Raw genomic sequence first — 15,307 nt, 5'->3', positions numbered from 1 at the left:
TGGTATTCTGAGCGCAAGACGGATTACGGTTCAGGGTGAGGAATACCTCACCCTTTTTACATCTGAGGTTTTATGTCTGTGGTAATCAGCGATGCCTGGCGCCAGCGTTTCGGCGGCACGGCACGGTTATATGGTGAAAAAGCCCTGCAACTGTTCGCGGATGCGCATGTCTGCGTGGTGGGCATTGGTGGCGTGGGTTCGTGGGCGGCAGAAGCGCTGGCGAGAACCGGCATTGGCGCAATTACGTTGATTGATATGGATGATGTCTGCGTGACTAACACTAACCGTCAGATCCACGCCCTGCGTGATAACGTCGGTCTGGCGAAGTCCGAGGTGATGGCGGAGCGTATTCGTCTCATCAACCCGGAGTGCCGGGTGACGGTGATCGACGACTTTGTGACGGCAGATAACGTCGCGGAGTACATGAGCAAAGGCTACAGCTATGTGATTGACGCCATCGACAGCGTGCGGCCAAAAGCGGCGCTGATCGCTTACTGTCGTCGTTACAAGGTGCCGCTGGTCACGACCGGCGGCGCGGGCGGGCAAATCGATCCGACGCAGATCCAGGTGGCGGATCTGGCGAAAACCATTCAGGATCCGCTGGCTGCCAAGCTGCGTGAACGCCTGAAGAGCGACTTCAATGTGGTGAAGAACAGCAAGGGCAAGCTGGGCGTCGACTGCGTGTTCTCCACCGAAGCGCTGGTCTACCCGCAGGCGGATGGTTCAGTTTGTGCGATGAAAAGCACGGCGGAAGGGCCAAAGCGGATGGATTGTGCCTCTGGGTTTGGAGCGGCCACCATGGTGACCGCCTCCTTCGGCTTTGTGGCGGTCTCTCACGCCCTGAAGAAGATGATGGCGAAGGCGGAACGTCAGGCCTGAGCCTGACGGGCGGCATCCAGCACCGCGTCGTTTAGCGCAATCAGTCCCTGACCGCGCGAGGCGCTAAGCTGCGTGCGAAGTCCCAGCTCATCAAACAGCGCCAGCGGAGAATGCGCCAGCAGCTCTGCGGCGCTTTTCCCTTCGATTGCGGTCAACAGCACCGCCAGCAGACCGCGAACAATGCGTCCCTCGCTGTCGCCGAAGAAATGCAGTTTCTCACCGGATACGCTAAACCCAAGCCAGACGCGGTTCTCGCAGCCAGCGATCTCCTTCGCCTGTGACTTCAGATCGTCTGACAGGGTGGGCAGCTGTTTGCCCAGCAGGATCAGCTGACGATATTTATCTTCCCACTGCGTGAGCGGGACAAAGGTCTGTTTTAACGTCTCTTCAGTAATAACGGTGCCGAACGGGTGTCCGGCTAAAGCTGAACTTGTCATTAATCCACCAGTAATTCCAGGGCGCGGTCGACGGCGGAAACCAGCGCATCGACGTCACTTTTTGTATTGTACGGTGCAAACGAGGCGCGCAGGGTACCGCTCACGCCAATAGCCGCCAGCAGCGGCTGGGCGCAGTGCTGTCCGGCACGCAGGGCAATGCCGTATCCGGCAAGTAGCGTTACCATGTCGCTATGGTGCACGCCCGCGAAATCAAAGGCGAGCAGGCTGGAGTCCTGGACGCGGAACGAGCGAAAACCCGGACGTTTTTTCAGTTCTTCTTCCGCCAGCGTCGCCAGACCCCGGCTCCAGCTTTCAGCCTGAACCACGTCCGTTTCTGCCAGCCATTCGAGCGCTGCGCTCAGACCGATAACCCCGGCCACGTTTGGGGTACCGGCTTCCAGGCGGTAGGGCACATCCTGCGTTTTAAAACCGTCGAAGGTGACTTCGGTAATCATCTTGCCGCCGCCGAGCCACGGCGTCATCCGGGCCAGCAGTTCAGGTTTGCCGTACAGCGCGCCGATACCTGTTGGCCCGTACAATTTGTGTCCTGAGAAGGCATAGAAGTCGATATCCAGCGCCTGAACGTCAGCCGGAAAATGCACCACACCCTGCGCACCGTCGACCATCACCACCACGCCGCTGGCATGGGCAATCTCAATGGCACGCGCCAGATCCGGGCAGCCGCCGGTGACGTTGGACATCTGCCCCAGCGCCAGAATACGGCTGCGCGGCGTAATCAGCTCAGGCAGACGCGCCACGTCAGGCAGGAAGTCCGCACCCAACGGGAGCTTTACAACCTGTGCCCCGGTTTGTTCGGCCACCATCAGCCAGGGCACCAGGTTGGCGTGGTGTTCCGCCTCGCTGACGATGATCTCATCCCCGGGCTGCAACAGCGGACGCGCGTAACATTGCGCAACCATGTTAATGGCCTCGGTGGTGCCCCGCGTCCAGACGATGTTCTTACCGCTGTCAGCATTGATCAGGCGCGCGACCTGATCCCGTGCGGCTTCGTATTGCGCCGTTAAGCGCTGCGCGTCGGCATACTGGCTGCGGTGCACGTTCCCGGCGCTCAGGCTGTAAAACTGGCGGGTTGCCTCAATCACCGCCTGCGGTTTAAGGGCCGTGGCAGCGCTATCAAGATAAATGCCGGCATCGGCCAGCGCGGGAAACTGTGCGCGAAACTGCGCAGGACTGAAAGCGTTCATGGAATTCCTCATATCGATTCTACGATCGTCGCGCAAATTCATCGGCAGGGCAAGGAAGTTGATATCTATCAGATTTGTCTGCTTATCCTGGCGAGTCTGAAAAAGCAGGTTATGCTAAATAGTGTTAGGCGGATGTTTTAGCCTGTTATAAATCGAGGTTTGAATAGCATTAATTGCTAAAGGAGATAATCATGAAAAAGACAGCTGCAATCATTTCTGCCTGTGCGTTGACCTTTGCCCTGAGCGCCTGTTCTGGAAATAACTACGTAATGCATACCAACGATGGTCGATCTATCGTCTCTGAAGGGAAACCGACAACCGATAATGATACCGGGATGATTTCATACAAAGATGCTAACGGGAACAAACAGCAGATCAATCGCACTGACGTGAAAGAGATGAAGGAAATCGAGCATTAACAGTTAGATAAGCGAAAAAAAAGCACCGCAAGTTGGCGGTGCTACATTAATCACTATGGACAGACAGGGTAAATGTACAGGAAGTGAAAAATTGGTAGCGTTGCTACCGTGGTCTGAATCGCAGACCAATTGCAAACACAACAACACAACATCACAACCGTAAGCCAAAAGCCCTTCAGAACACGCATTCCAAAAAAAGCTTTTCGTTCCGGCTCAGGAAGTGCCGCCACTATAGGTATTTGCTGGTAGTTCCTCAACGGACAAATTATAATGGCTCAGATAAAAAAAACTAATAGGTTAAACGTTGTTTCCTATATGTTAAATCTCGTTAACATCTAAGCCAGATAACCATGTCCAAGCGATTGCCACCCCTTAATGCATTACGTGTTTTTGATGCAGCAGCACGCCACCTCAGCTTCACCCGCGCAGCCGATGAGCTTTTTGTGACACAGGCCGCAGTAAGTCATCAAATCAAGTCTCTGGAGGATTTTCTGGGGCTTAAGCTGTTCCGTCGACGCAACCGTTCGTTGCTGTTGACCGAAGAGGGGCAGAGCTATTTTCAGGATATTAAAGAGATTTTTTCCCAGCTGACGGAAGCCACTCGCAAGCTTCAGGCCCGGAGCGCAAAAGGCGCCCTGACTGTGAGTTTATTGCCCAGTTTTGCCATTCAGTGGCTGGTGCCGCGACTCTCAAGCTTTAACTCAACTTATCCGGGAATCGATGTCCGAATCCAGGCGGTGGACCGTCAGGAAGACAAGCTTGCAGATGATGTGGACGTGGCGATTTTTTACGGTCGCGGTAACTGGCCGGGCTTGCGTGTGGAAAAATTATACGCAGAATATCTGTTGCCGGTCTGTTCACCGCTGCTGCTGACGGGGGATAAAGCGCTCAAAACGCCCGCCGATCTGGCGCAACATACGCTTTTGCACGATGCGTCGCGTCGCGACTGGCAAACTTATACCCGCCAGTTAGGTCTTAATCATATAAACGTGCAGCAGGGGCCCATTTTTAGCCACAGCGCGATGGTGCTACAGGCTGCCATTCACGGGCAGGGCGTGGCGTTGGCAAACAACGTTATGGCGCAGTCCGAAATTGAGGCAGGCCGTCTGGTTTGCCCATTTAACGATGTACTGGTCAGCAAGAATGCATTTTATCTGGTTTGTCATGACAGTCAGGCAGAACTGGGTAAAATAGCCGCTTTCCGGCAGTGGATACTGGCGAAAGCGGCAAGCGAGCAAGAAAAATTCCGCTTCAGGTATGAACAATAACGTTTGTGTGCCGGGCACGCATCAATTCAGGACTTAAACATGACCAGCCGATTCATGCTGATTTTCGCCGCGGTGAGTGGCTTTATTTTTGTAGCTCTGGGCGCGTTTGGCGCGCATGTCTTAAGCAAATCTCTGGGCGTTGTGGAGATGGGGTGGATCCAGACCGGCCTTGAATATCAGGCGTTCCACACGCTGGCAATTTTTGGGCTGGCGGTGGCGATGCAGCGCCGCATCAGCATCTGGTTTTACTGGAGCAGCGTCTTTCTGGCGCTGGGTACCGTACTGTTCAGCGGCAGTCTTTACTGTCTGGCGCTGTCGCATTTACGCCTGTGGGCGTTTGTTACACCTGTCGGCGGCGTCAGCTTCCTGGCGGGTTGGGTGTTAATGTTTATCGGAGCTATCCGTCTGAAACGCAAGGGCGTTGTTCATGAATAAGGTTGTTTTATATTGTCGCCCGGGGTTTGAGAAAGAGTGCGCCGCGGAAATCACCGATAAAGCGGCGAAGCGTGAAGTCTTTGGATTCGCTCGCGTCAAAGAGAACGCGGGCTATGTGGTATTTGAATGCTATCAGCCTGATGATGCCGACAAGCTGGCGCGCGAACTGCCGTTCAGCTCATTGATTTTCGCCCGTCAGATGTTTGTCGCGGGTGAACTGCTGAAAGATCTTCCGCCGGAAGATCGCATCACGCCGATTGTTGGCCTGTTGCAGGGCGTGGTGGAGAAGGGCGGCGATTTGCGCGTGGAAGTGGCCGACACCAACGAAAGCAAAGAGCTGATGAAGTTCTGCCGTAAGTTCACCGTGCCGCTGCGCGCGGCGCTGCGTGATGCGGGTGTGCTGACAAACTACGAAACGCCAAAGCGCCCAGTCGTGCATATCTTCTTTATTGCGCCAGGATGTTGTTACGCAGGCTACTCGTATACCACCAATAACTCGCCGTTCTTTATGGGGATCCCGCGTCTGCGCTTCCCGGCAGATGCGCCGAGCCGTTCAACCCTCAAGCTGGAGGAGGCGTTTCACGTCTTTATCCCGGCGGACGAGTGGGACGAACGGCTGGCAAACGGCATGTATGCCGTCGACCTTGGCGCGTGCCCGGGCGGCTGGACCTATCAGCTGGTGAAACGCAACATGTGGGTATCGTCCGTTGATAACGGCCCAATGGCGCAAAGCCTGATGGACACCGGACAGGTCACCTGGCTGCGTGAAGACGGTTTCCGCTATCGCCCGAACCGCAACAACATCTCCTGGATGGTGTGCGACATGGTTGAGAAACCGGCGAAAGTGGCCGCGCTGATGGCCTCCTGGCTGGTGAACGGCTGGTGTCGCGAGACCATTTTCAACCTCAAGCTGCCGATGAAAAAGCGCTATGAGGAGGTGTCGCAGAACCTGGCCTACATTCAGCAGCAGCTGGATGAACACGGGATTAACGCGGAAATCCAGGCGCGTCAGCTTTATCACGACCGCGAAGAAGTGACGGTGCATATCCGTCGCTGGTGGGCGGCCGTGGGGGGGCGTCGCGACGAGCGATAACGTTTGTAACGCCCGGTGGCGCTGCGCTTACCGGGCCTACAAAATCGTGTAGTTGTTTTAACGCTCTAACCTTAACTGCTGTAAATTCCCGTCCAGTTGTAAATCCGTCTGTAGCGTCGCCACCTCCCGGCAGATAAACGCCATTTCTTTATGCGCCTCCAGCTTTTTGCGCCATTTATCCGGCACCTCGTTCAGCCGGGCGTACATCCCTTCCAGACTCTGAAACTCCGTCAGCAGCTGTGCGGCGCTTTTGGGTCCAATACCGGCGACACCCGGCACTTTAGAGCTGCTGATCCCCGCCAGCCCCCAGTAATCCGGCAGTTGCTCAGGCGATACGCCAAACTCGCTGGCAATGAACGGCGCGTCCAGCCAGCGTTTTTGAAAATAGTCGCGAATACGGATAGTGGGGGAGAGCAGCTGGCAGTAGCCTTTGTCGGTTGAAACGATAGTCGCCTGATGTCCGGCGCTCGCGACTTTAACCGCCAGCGTTGCGGCTAAATCGTCAGCCTCATTACCGTGGGCGCCCCAGCACGGAACGCCGCGCTGCTCAAAGGCCGCGCGGATAGCGGGCATTTCTGCGTGCAGATCGTCCGGCATCGGCGCACGCCCGGCTTTGTAGTCCGGCAGGCGCTGGTGCCGCCAGCCCGTGTTGCGGGCTTCGTCATCAAAAACCGCGACCGCATGGGTGGGTTCACTGTGGCGGATAAGCTGCTCCAGCGCGTGTAAACAGGTGTCCTTGCAGGGTGTGCCCTGTACCGCATGAATACGGCGAATCAGGTTAAGAGCATCGACGATAAGCAAATGAACGGCCACAGATAATCTCCCTTCTGTCTAATGGGTGAAGGGTAACACTGAGCGCAGCATGAAACTATGAATGGTGGGGAAAACAGGAAGAAGCCTCGCAAAACGAGGCTTCCTGAGAGGCTTAATCGCAGGTGACGATCTTCATCGCCAGGCCACCGCGGGAGGTTTCGCGGTATTTGGCGTTCATATCTTTGCCGGTTTCGTACATGGTTTCGATAACCTTGTCGAGGCAGACGCGCGGTTCGCTGGTACGACGCAGCGCCATACGGGCCGCGTTCACTGCTTTCACCGAGGCGATGGCGTTACGTTCGATGCATGGCACCTGGACCTGTCCGCCGACCGGATCGCAGGTCAGCCCCAGGTTATGTTCCATGCCGATTTCCGCCGCGATACAAACCTGCGCAGGGCTTGCGCCCAGCAATTCGGCCAGACCCGCCGCCGCCATAGAGCAGGCTACGCCCACTTCACCCTGACAGCCTACTTCCGCGCCAGAAATTGAGGCGTTCATCTTGTACAGTGAGCCAATCGCACTGGCGACCAGCAGGTAGCGTGCAAGTGAGTTTGCGTTCACTTCACGGATAAACTTGTCGTAATACGCCAGGACCGCCGGAACAATGCCGCACGCCCCGTTGGTTGGTGCGGTGACGACGCGGCCGCCCGCGGCGTTCTCTTCGTTCACCGCCAGCGCGAACATGTTGATCCAGTCGACGACGGCCATCGGATCGGTGGTGGTTTTGTCGGCGCTGACCAGCATGCGGCGCAGCGCAGCCGCACGACGCGGAACACGCAGTTTACCCGGCAGCACGCCTTCGGTGGTGATCCCGCGCTCAATGCCGCTGCGCATCACTTCCCAGACGTTAGCGAAGTGCTGTTCCAGTTCCTCTTTGCTGTGCAGGGCCAGCTCGTTTTTCATCATCAGGCCGGAGAGAGAAAGCCCTGTCTCCTGGCAGTGACGCTGTAAGTCGGCCGCGTTTTTGTAAGGGTACGGCACATCAACAGCAGAATTGGTGCTTTGACCAAAATGGTCCTCGTCGACGATAAACCCGCCGCCGATGGAGTAATACGTCTGGCTGTAAACCGCTTTGTCGCCGGCCAGCGCGGTAATGCGCATGCCATTCTCGTGCAACGACAGGTTATCCGCATGGAAATTCATGCAGTGATCAACCGGGAATTCAACCTCATGCTCGCCGTTCGCCAGCAGCAAACGACCGTGGGTGTTCACGTCCTGGATAAAGCCAGGTATTGCATCAATATCAACGGTATCCGGCAGATTACCCGCCAGCCCCATGATAATGGCAATATCGGTATGGTGGCCTTTACCGGTCAGGGAAAGGGAACCATATACATCGACAACCACGCGGGTGATGTCGTGCAAAATGCCGCGTGCAATCAAGTCATCCGTGAATTGTTTACCGGCTTTCATTGGTCCGACGGTGTGAGAGCTGGAAGGACCAATACCGATTTTGAAGATATCGAATACGCTAATCATGATGCGTCCATTGCTTCAGTCAGAGGGGAGAAGTGCGCCGTCCGCAGACGGCGCAGGAGGTATTAGCTGAACAGCGAGTAGAAAATAGCGGAGATGGCAATCAGGCCCATCACAACAACGAACACGTTGCTGATATGGCCGCTGTATTTGCGCATCGCAGGCACTTTCTGAATCGCGTACATCGGCATCAGGAACAGGATCATCGCGATAATCGGGCCGCCCAAGGTTTCAATCATGCCCAGAATGCTTGGGTTCAGGGTGGCTACCGCCCAGGTGGTCACCAGCATGAACAGTGCAGTGATTTTGTTCAGACGGTTGATTTCAATGGTCTTGCCTTTACCACGCAGAGATTTAATCACCATGCCGTTGAAGCCTTCACGTGCGCCCAGGTAGTGGCCCAGGAAGGATTTGGTGATGGCGATAATCGCGATGATCGGCGCCATCCACGCAATCAGCGGTGCGTTAAAGTGGTTTGCCAGGTAAGACAGAATAGAGATGTTCTGCTCTTTCGCCGCCGCCAGATCCGCCGGGGAGAGGCTCAGCACGCAGCTGAACACGAAGAACATTACGGTCAGTACCATCATGATGTGCGCGCGAGCCAGGATGCTGGAGCACTTCTTCTCTGCGCCATTGCCGTACTCTTCACGCTTCGCTACTGCGAAGGAAGAGATGATTGGCGAGTGGTTGAAGGAGAATACCATCACCGGGATCGCCAGCCACAGGGTCAGCAGCAGACCGTTGCCGGTCGTGGATGCGCTGCTCAGAGACAGGGTTTCCAGCGCAGCGCCGTTCCACTGTGGGATCAGGTACAGAGCCAGCACCATCAGAGCCGCAACAAACGGGAACACCAGCACGCTCATCGCTTTCACAATCATCTGCTCGCCGAAGCGCACGATGGTCATCATACCGACGATCAGGATCAGGGACAGAATCGCACGCGGCGGCGGGGTCATCTGAAGCTGGTGCATCATAAAGCTTTCAACGGTGTTGGTGATAGCAACGCTGTACACCAGCAGAATCGGGTAAATCGCGAAGAAGTAGAGCAGGGTAATCAGCTTACCTGCGCCGACGCCGAAGTGTTCTTCAACGACTTCAGTGATGTCTTCGCCCGGATTTTTACCGGACAGCACGAAGCGGGTCAGGCCGCGGTGTGCAAAGAAGGTCATCGGGAAAGCGATGAGGGCCATGATGATCAGCGGGATCATACCGCCGACACCTGCGTTGATAGGAAGGAACAGTACACCAGCGCCGATTGCTGTGCCGTACAGGCCAAGCATCCACATGGTATCCGTTTTGCGCCAACCGCTTCGGGATTCAATCGAAGCAACGGTGCTGGTTTGAGTGGTTTCCATCTGTATCTCCTGGAGGAAGCAAATTGTCAGGTTTTTAGTCAAATCCGATGAAAAAGTGCCTGACGGTAATATGAAATTCGTTCAGTGACGGTTTTTTAATAATTTTTGCCCGTAACTATTGGCGGGCGGAAAGATACATTCTAGTTATGAATCTATCAGTGATCGCGATCCCAAATGCAATAATCCACTTGTGATGTGGGTATCTTTAGACCATTTATCTGTTAAAAAAACATCAAAGAGAATTTACGGGCGCGAAGGCTACCATTAACGACATGTTTTCGAAAAGGTCGACCCGCGAGATAGGTGTCTTTCGCTGTAAAGAAATGGGATTTTAGGATTTTCTGGCGGGTAATTTCGATTAAGGCTGATTATTTACGGTTTCAAAATCGAGGTAATCGTTTGCGCAGGCGTCAGATTTGTTAATAACATTGAAGATCGCTATGAATTGCATCACTAATAAAAAAGCCGGATGACGATCCGGCTTGAGAGGAGAGAAATGTCGCTTTACTTGATGATTTCGTAACACGGAATATAGGCAGAGCCTGGAAGCTTCATGCGGTGCTGAGCGACAAAGCCCTGCAACATGTCATCCATGCGGCGCATCATCTCCGGGTCACCGTGGATCTTATACGGCCCGAACTCTTCAATTGCGCGGATCCCTACCTCTTTCACGTTCCCCGCCACGATGCCAGAGAAGGCGCGACGCAGGTCGGCAGCCAGCACTTCCACCGGCTGATCCGGATAGAGTTTGAGGTTCGCCATGTTCTCATGCGACGGCTCGAAGGGTATCTGAAGATCCGGTGCGATACGGATGGACCAGTTAAAACTGTAGGCATCCCCGGTATCACGACGATTCTCTTTCACCAGCGGCATCGCTTTTTTCATCTGACGGGCCACTTCTGCGGCATCGTCAATAATAATGCGGTAGTGACGGCGCGCATCTTCGCCCAACGTATGCACGATAAACTCGTCCAGCACGCGGAAGTAGTCGGCGCTCTCTTTCGGGCCGGTCAGGATCAGCGGCAGAACCTGATCTTTGTTAGCCGGGTTCATCAGGATCCCCAGCAGATAAAGCAGCTCTTCCGCCGTGCCTACGCCGCCCGGGAAGATGATGATGCCGTGCGCGATACGGACAAACGCCTCAAGACGTTTTTCGATATCCGGCATAATAATCAGTTCGTTAACCAGCGGGTTAGGCGGCTCAGCGGCGATGATCGATGGCTCGGTCATGCCGATAAAACGGCCTTCTTTATAGCGTTGCTGTGCGTGTCCTACTGCCGCGCCTTTCATCGGCGCTTCCATCGCGCCAGGACCGCAACCGGTACAGATATTCAGTTCGCGCAGGCCGAGCTGCGTCCCTACGCGGCGGGCATACAGGTATTCGGTTTCGTTAATGGAGTGACCGCCCCAGCAGACGACCATGTTCGGCGCTTCGCCCACGTGCAGGGCACGGGCGTTACGCAGAATGGAGAAGACCAGGTTGGTGATATGAACGGAACTTTCCAGGTCAAGATGCTGGAAACGTCCGGCATTGCTAATCTGTCCGTTAACAAACAGAATGTCGCGCAGCACGGCAAACAGGTTGGCCTGAAGTGAGCGAATAATACGCCCGTCGACAAAAGCGTCTTCCGGCGGGTTGATCACTTCGAGCTTCACCCCGCGCTCGCGGCGCAGCACGTTGATATCAAAACTTTCGAAGCGGGACAGCAGCTCTTTACTGTTGTCGGTCAGGCTTCCGGAGTTCAGTACGGCAAGTGAACAGTTACGAAACAGTTGATAAAGGTCGCTACTGGCGGTGCGTTTAAGCATGTCCACTTCCAGTTGCGACAACATATCCATAGAGCCAAGCGGGCTAATATGTGTAATCAAGTGAGCTCCTTATGGGACGATTATCGTCTTTCCCTGTTGATTACAATAGCCCTGGCTTATGACGTTTCACAACACTTCGGGCGGAATACCGCCCGCATATTGTGAAAATATTTATCTTACTGGCGCACAAGTCGTCCGGTGGCAGGCACAAAATCGGTATTGGTGCGCCACGGGTTGATATCCAGACCGCCGCGACGGGTGTAGCGGGCGTAAACGCTCAACTTTTCGGGCTGGCAGAAACGCTGGATGTCGTTGAAGATGCGCTCCACGCACTGCTCGTGGAATTCGTTGTGATGACGGAATGACACCAGGTAACGCAGCAGCTTTTCACGGTCAATCTGCGGGCCGCGGTACTGGATCTGTACCGAGCCCCAGTCCGGCTGATAGGTGATAAGGCAGTTGGATTTCAGCAGATGGCTAACCAGCGTCTCGTTGACCACTTTTCCGCCCGCCGCGTTTTCCAGGTAGTCGCTGCTAAATTCATAGCTTTCCACCTCAATGTCCTGACCGTCGATGCAGGTGCCGTGGAAATGGGCGATGGGCTGACCTTCCAGCTCATGCAGACGGTATAACGAGACGGTTACGTTCCCCTGCGCGCACGCGCTTAAATCACGTTCAAGCGTCTGTTGCACCTCGTCCCAGCTGTTAAATTTGGTCTGGTTAAAGCTGTTGAGATAGAGCTTAAAGCTCTTGGATTCGACCAGGTTTACGCTGGCGTAATCCAGCTCAACGTGGCCCACGGCCACCTGCGGCAGACCGCGCGCATTCAGCCAGGAGAGTTCGTACAGCGTCCAGATGTCGCCGCCGACAAACGGCAGCGCGTCAGCGTGCAGCCCGAGCGGATCGCGGTTCAGACTGCGCGGCACGCCCTGCAACAGGCTTGCATCGTAGGTGTCGCGGTAATCGGTCGATTTTCCCAGCGTTAAGCCCGTTAACGCCTGATGATTTTCGTAAGACATGTTTCATAGCCACTTTACAGGTACACTTATGGGCTGAGTTTATCCTGTCTTACAAGAAGAGAGAAATCGGTGGATATCGAAACTGCAAATGCCCTGACGTCCTTCACGACCCGCTATTGCGATGCCTGGCATGAAAAGCGGGGGACGTGGCCGCAAAGTACTGACTTATATGGCGTGCCGTCACCGTGCATTATCGCTTCGCAGGATGATTACGTTATCTGGCAACCGAAACCGTTCATGGGCGAGCAGAATGTAAATGCTGTTGAACGCGCGATGGACCTTGTGATACAACCTGCGCTTCATGCATTTTATACCACGCAGTTTGCCGGGGATATGACTGCATGTTTTGCAGGACAGCCGCTGACGCTGCTGCAAACCTGGAGCGAAGACGATCTGCAACGCGTTCAGGAAAACCTCATTGGTCACCTGGTCACGCAAAAACGGCTTAAGCTCTCTCCGACTCTCTTTATTGCGACGCTCGACAGTGAACTGGACGTCATTTCTGTCTGCAACCTGTCTGGCGAGGTCATTAAAGAGACGCTCGGCACCCGCAATCGCGACGTTCTCGCGCCTTCACTTGCGGATTTCCTTACCCGAATTGAGCCGCTTCTGTAATCCATGATGCTAGTGGGCGTGTGAGAGATCTCTTACACGCGCTGTGAGACATCGCCGAAACAATTAGCATTGTCTTAGGAATTTCAGATTAATATTAACTTCTCTTTCAATAAGTTAGTGGTTTTCTGAAAGGAAATCCCCCGTTTCGCCTGGCTTACATTGCTCACAAGGTGGGTTGTAAGACGAAGCAGAATAGCGGATTCTATCTGTGTCGACAGGATGCCGACACGAGAAACGAACATCAGGATGATGGCGTTTCTTACCAGGGACACGTCAGGATGACGCCGCAGGAAGGCTTCAGGATGAAGCAAAGTGGATCACGCAGGATGCGTAAGGGACACCTCCAGGAAGGAGAACGAGAGCCGGTCAGGATGGTCGGTGGGTCAGGATGGCCAGGACGTTTCAGGATGAAACCTACACATCAGGACGATGTGAGCAGGAAGCAAAAGGTAAAGGGATGACCAGGCCTTCGGGCATCAGGAAAAGTTGTCACGGATGAGCAGGGAGCACGTATTGTAGCTGGAATGCTGCGAAACGAACCGGGAGCACTGTTTTTACAGTGCTCCCTTTTTTATTTCTGTCTTCCGCAATGCTATGCTTCGCGCCATTCCGTTTTTCAGTTGAGGTATATATGTCGCATCATGACAGCGTTCGTGCGCAGTTGCACGCCATCGAAGCCCTTATGCGCCAGCATCAGCTGTGGCAGGATAACGCGCCGCAGCCAGACGCGTTCGCCAGCACCCAACCGTTTTGTCTGGATACGCTGGACCCGTTCGAGTGGCTCCAGTGGGTCTTAATTCCGCGTATGCACGCGCTGCTGGAAGGTGGCCACGCGTTGCCCGCGTCTTTTGCCGTCTCTCCCTATTACGAAATGGCGCTGGAAGCGACCCACCCGGCGCGTGCCATGATGCTGGTGGAGCTGGAGAAGCTGGATGCGCTTTTCGCCGGTGACGATGCATGACGCTTGAGATCCTTTATCAGGATGAGTGGTTAGTGGCGGTGAATAAACCGTCCGGCTGGCTGGTGCACCGTAGCTGGCTCGATCGCGATGAGAAAGTGGTGGTCATGCAAACCGTGCGCGATCAAATCGGTCAGCACGTTTTTACTGCCCATCGTCTCGATCGGCCAACCTCTGGTGTTCTGCTGATGGGGCTTTCCAGTGAGGCCGGGCGCCTGCTGGCGCAGCAGTTTGAACAGCACCAGATCCAGAAACGCTACCACGCCATCGTGCGTGGCTGGCTGATGGATTCCGCCACGCTTGATTATCCCCTGGTGGAGGAACTGGATAAAATCGCCGATAAATTTGCCCGCGAAGATAAAGGCCCGCAGCCAGCGGTGACCGACTATCGTGGTATGGCGACCACAGAACTGCCGGTGGCGACCAGCAAATTTCCGACCACGCGATACAGTCTGGTGGAGCTTTTGCCCAAAACCGGGCGCAAGCACCAGCTTCGCCGTCACCTTGCACATCTGCGCCACCCCATTATCGGCGACAGCAAGCACGGCGATCTGCGCCAGAACCGCAGCGCGGCCGAGCACTTTGGCTGTAACCGGCTGATGCTGCACGCCAGCGAGCTACGCCTGACGCACCCGTTTACCGGCGAACCGCTGACTATTCGCGCGGGGCTGGACAAGGTCTGGATGCAGGCGCTGTCACAGTTTGGCTGGCTGGGACAACTCCCCGAAAATGAAAGGGTTGAGTTTGCCGCAGGCAACGTTCAGGATGAACAGCAAGCGCAATAATTACGGGAGCAAAGCATGGCTGAAGTAGGCATTTTTGTCGGGACAATGTACGGCAACTCGCTGCTAGTGGCGGAGGAAGCGGAAGCAATCCTCGTAAACCAGGGCCATAAAGCAACGGTCTATGAAGATCCGGAGCTGGCGGACTGGGAAAAGTATAAAGATAAATACATCCTGGTGGTGACCTCCACCACCGGGCAGGGCGATCTACCGGACAGCATCGTCCCGCTTTTCCAGGGCATTAAAGACCAGCTTGGCTATCAGCCAGATGTTCACTATGGCATCATTGCCCTCGGCGATAGCTCTTACGCCAATTTCTGCGGCGGCGGTAAGCAGTTCGACGCGCTGTTGCAGGAACAGAGCGCTCAGCGCGTCGGAGAGATGTTGCTGATTGATGCAGGTGAACACCCTGAGCCAGAAAGCGAGTCAAATCCCTGGGTTGAACACTGGGCCACGCTCCTGAACTAACCCTGTACTAAACGAACGCCAGGCCGGGTAAGGCGAAGCCGCCACCCGGCAACGAAGCCGCACCCTATCCTTAATTCCGTGAAGTATCTTCCACCACTTTGGGCTTATGCCCCAAACCACGTTCCCCACGCCCGTCAATGTTGTGTTCCTGCACGGTGAGAGAACCGGTCACTCCTTCATATACTTTTCCCGTCACTATAAAACGGCTTCTGGCCGTACCAAAACCAAACACAAATCTCTCATTCTGATTACCCTACAGGTGCTGTACAGAATGA

Annotated in this window: 16 protein-coding genes; 9 read left to right on the top strand and 7 right to left on the bottom strand. The window is 55.0% G+C overall.

Annotated features, from left to right (window positions below):
• The first annotated feature begins 72 nt into the window (after nt 1–72).
• On the top strand, nt 73–879 hold the full coding sequence (gene tcdA / locus BFV63_RS17695; RefSeq protein WP_006811804.1) for a tRNA cyclic N6-threonylcarbamoyladenosine(37) synthase TcdA: 807 nt from the start codon (nt 73–75) through the stop codon (nt 877–879).
• Here tcdA and csdE read toward each other — a convergent pair.
• Together csdE and csdA are read right to left on the bottom strand one after the other, a co-directional pair.
• A complete protein-coding gene (gene csdE, locus BFV63_RS17690) occupies nt 870–1,316 on the bottom strand; it encodes a cysteine desulfurase sulfur acceptor subunit CsdE (protein WP_048242014.1) in 447 nt (148 codons plus the stop codon). The genes tcdA and csdE overlap by 10 nt on opposite strands.
• Entirely contained in the window at nt 1,316–2,521 is a 1,206-nt protein-coding gene (gene csdA, locus BFV63_RS17685) for a cysteine desulfurase CsdA (RefSeq protein WP_022651789.1), read from the bottom strand. The genes csdE and csdA overlap by 1 nt, the downstream gene beginning before the upstream one ends.
• A gap of 191 nt (nt 2,522–2,712) precedes the next feature.
• On the opposite strand from csdA, the gene BFV63_RS17680 reads away from it, so the two are divergent.
• The 4 genes from BFV63_RS17680 (at nt 2,713) to rlmM (ending at nt 5,736) form a co-directional block, all read left to right on the top strand.
• On the top strand, nt 2,713–2,940 hold the full coding sequence (locus tag BFV63_RS17680; protein ID WP_003862759.1) for a YgdI/YgdR family lipoprotein: 228 nt from the start codon (nt 2,713–2,715) through the stop codon (nt 2,938–2,940).
• A gap of 350 nt (nt 2,941–3,290) precedes the next feature.
• Nucleotides 3,291–4,208 carry a glycine cleavage system transcriptional regulator GcvA gene (gene gcvA / locus BFV63_RS17675; protein ID WP_003862758.1) on the top strand — a complete coding sequence of 306 codons (918 nt, stop codon included), beginning with the start codon at nt 3,291–3,293 and terminating at the stop codon, nt 4,206–4,208.
• A gap of 39 nt (nt 4,209–4,247) precedes the next feature.
• Nucleotides 4,248–4,643 carry a DUF423 domain-containing protein gene (locus BFV63_RS17670; protein WP_003862756.1) on the top strand — a complete coding sequence of 132 codons (396 nt, stop codon included), beginning with the start codon at nt 4,248–4,250 and terminating at the stop codon, nt 4,641–4,643.
• Entirely contained in the window at nt 4,636–5,736 is a 1,101-nt protein-coding gene (rlmM, locus tag BFV63_RS17665; protein WP_003862754.1) for a 23S rRNA (cytidine(2498)-2'-O)-methyltransferase RlmM, read from the top strand. The genes BFV63_RS17670 and rlmM overlap by 8 nt, the downstream gene beginning before the upstream one ends.
• A 57-nt stretch (nt 5,737–5,793) precedes the next feature.
• On the opposite strand, the gene xni is transcribed toward rlmM, so the two are convergent.
• The 5 genes from xni to queF all read right to left on the bottom strand — a co-directional run bounded on the left by xni (nt 5,794) and on the right by queF (nt 12,209).
• Complete coding sequence (gene xni, locus BFV63_RS17660) at nt 5,794–6,549, bottom strand: flap endonuclease Xni (RefSeq protein ID WP_003862753.1); 756 nt, start codon at nt 6,547–6,549, stop codon at nt 5,794–5,796.
• 112 nt (nt 6,550–6,661) lie between these two features.
• A complete protein-coding gene (locus tag BFV63_RS17655; RefSeq protein ID WP_003862751.1) occupies nt 6,662–8,029 on the bottom strand; it encodes an L-serine ammonia-lyase in 1,368 nt (455 codons plus the stop codon).
• Between the two features lie 62 nt (nt 8,030–8,091).
• Nucleotides 8,092–9,381, bottom strand: coding sequence for an HAAAP family serine/threonine permease (locus BFV63_RS17650; protein ID WP_003862749.1), 1,290 nt, complete (start codon nt 9,379–9,381; stop codon nt 8,092–8,094).
• Nucleotides 9,382–9,885: 504 nt separating this feature from the next.
• Complete coding sequence (ppnN, locus tag BFV63_RS17645; protein ID WP_003862748.1) at nt 9,886–11,250, bottom strand: nucleotide 5'-monophosphate nucleosidase PpnN; 1,365 nt, start codon at nt 11,248–11,250, stop codon at nt 9,886–9,888.
• A 116-nt stretch (nt 11,251–11,366) separates the two neighbouring features.
• Nucleotides 11,367–12,209, bottom strand: coding sequence for an NADPH-dependent 7-cyano-7-deazaguanine reductase QueF (gene queF / locus BFV63_RS17640; RefSeq protein ID WP_048242012.1), 843 nt, complete (start codon nt 12,207–12,209; stop codon nt 11,367–11,369).
• Between the two features lie 69 nt (nt 12,210–12,278).
• On the opposite strand from queF, the gene syd reads away from it, so the two are divergent.
• The 4 genes from syd (at nt 12,279) to BFV63_RS17615 (ending at nt 15,032) form a co-directional block, all read left to right on the top strand.
• Nucleotides 12,279–12,824, top strand: a complete 546-nt coding sequence (syd, locus tag BFV63_RS17635) for a SecY-interacting protein (protein WP_003862744.1) — start codon at nt 12,279–12,281, stop codon at nt 12,822–12,824.
• Between the two features lie 631 nt (nt 12,825–13,455).
• Nucleotides 13,456–13,785: a YqcC family protein gene (locus BFV63_RS17625; protein ID WP_003862740.1), complete on the top strand. Its 330-nt coding sequence runs from the start codon at nt 13,456–13,458 to the stop codon at nt 13,783–13,785.
• Complete coding sequence (gene truC, locus BFV63_RS17620) at nt 13,782–14,567, top strand: tRNA pseudouridine(65) synthase TruC (RefSeq protein WP_045337384.1); 786 nt, start codon at nt 13,782–13,784, stop codon at nt 14,565–14,567. The genes BFV63_RS17625 and truC overlap by 4 nt, the downstream gene beginning before the upstream one ends.
• Nucleotides 14,568–14,582: 15 nt before the next feature.
• Nucleotides 14,583–15,032 (top strand): flavodoxin, encoded by a 450-nt coding sequence (locus BFV63_RS17615; protein WP_023295346.1) that lies wholly within the window; start codon nt 14,583–14,585, stop codon nt 15,030–15,032.
• The last annotated feature ends 275 nt before the right edge of the window (nt 15,033–15,307 follow it).

Origin of the sequence: Enterobacter hormaechei subsp. xiangfangensis, assembly GCF_001729785.1 — a bacterium.
In the GTDB taxonomy this organism is placed as follows: domain Bacteria; phylum Pseudomonadota; class Gammaproteobacteria; order Enterobacterales; family Enterobacteriaceae; genus Enterobacter; species Enterobacter hormaechei_C.
Note: the sequence above shows the minus strand (reverse complement) of the source record. Positions and strands in the feature narration are given on the sequence as shown.

Bases quoted from the DNA above. Each gene is read 5' to 3' on its own strand.
- tcdA (WP_006811804.1), top strand. From the start codon at position 73: ATGTCTGTGGTAATCAGCGATGCCTGGCGCCAGCGTTTCGGCGGCACG.
- csdE (WP_048242014.1), bottom strand. From the start codon at position 1,316: ATGACAAGTTCAGCTTTAGCCGGACACCCGTTCGGCACCGTTATTACT.
- csdA (WP_022651789.1), bottom strand. From the start codon at position 2,521: ATGAACGCTTTCAGTCCTGCGCAGTTTCGCGCACAGTTTCCCGCGCTG.
- BFV63_RS17680 (WP_003862759.1), top strand. From the start codon at position 2,713: ATGAAAAAGACAGCTGCAATCATTTCTGCCTGTGCGTTGACCTTTGCC.
- gcvA (WP_003862758.1), top strand. From the start codon at position 3,291: ATGTCCAAGCGATTGCCACCCCTTAATGCATTACGTGTTTTTGATGCA.
- BFV63_RS17670 (WP_003862756.1), top strand. From the start codon at position 4,248: ATGACCAGCCGATTCATGCTGATTTTCGCCGCGGTGAGTGGCTTTATT.
- rlmM (WP_003862754.1), top strand. From the start codon at position 4,636: ATGAATAAGGTTGTTTTATATTGTCGCCCGGGGTTTGAGAAAGAGTGC.
- BFV63_RS17655 (WP_003862751.1), bottom strand. From the start codon at position 8,029: ATGATTAGCGTATTCGATATCTTCAAAATCGGTATTGGTCCTTCCAGC.
- BFV63_RS17650 (WP_003862749.1), bottom strand. From the start codon at position 9,381: ATGGAAACCACTCAAACCAGCACCGTTGCTTCGATTGAATCCCGAAGC.
- queF (WP_048242012.1), bottom strand. From the start codon at position 12,209: ATGTCTTACGAAAATCATCAGGCGTTAACGGGCTTAACGCTGGGAAAA.
- BFV63_RS17625 (WP_003862740.1), top strand. From the start codon at position 13,456: ATGTCGCATCATGACAGCGTTCGTGCGCAGTTGCACGCCATCGAAGCC.
- truC (WP_045337384.1), top strand. From the start codon at position 13,782: ATGACGCTTGAGATCCTTTATCAGGATGAGTGGTTAGTGGCGGTGAAT.
- BFV63_RS17615 (WP_023295346.1), top strand. From the start codon at position 14,583: ATGGCTGAAGTAGGCATTTTTGTCGGGACAATGTACGGCAACTCGCTG.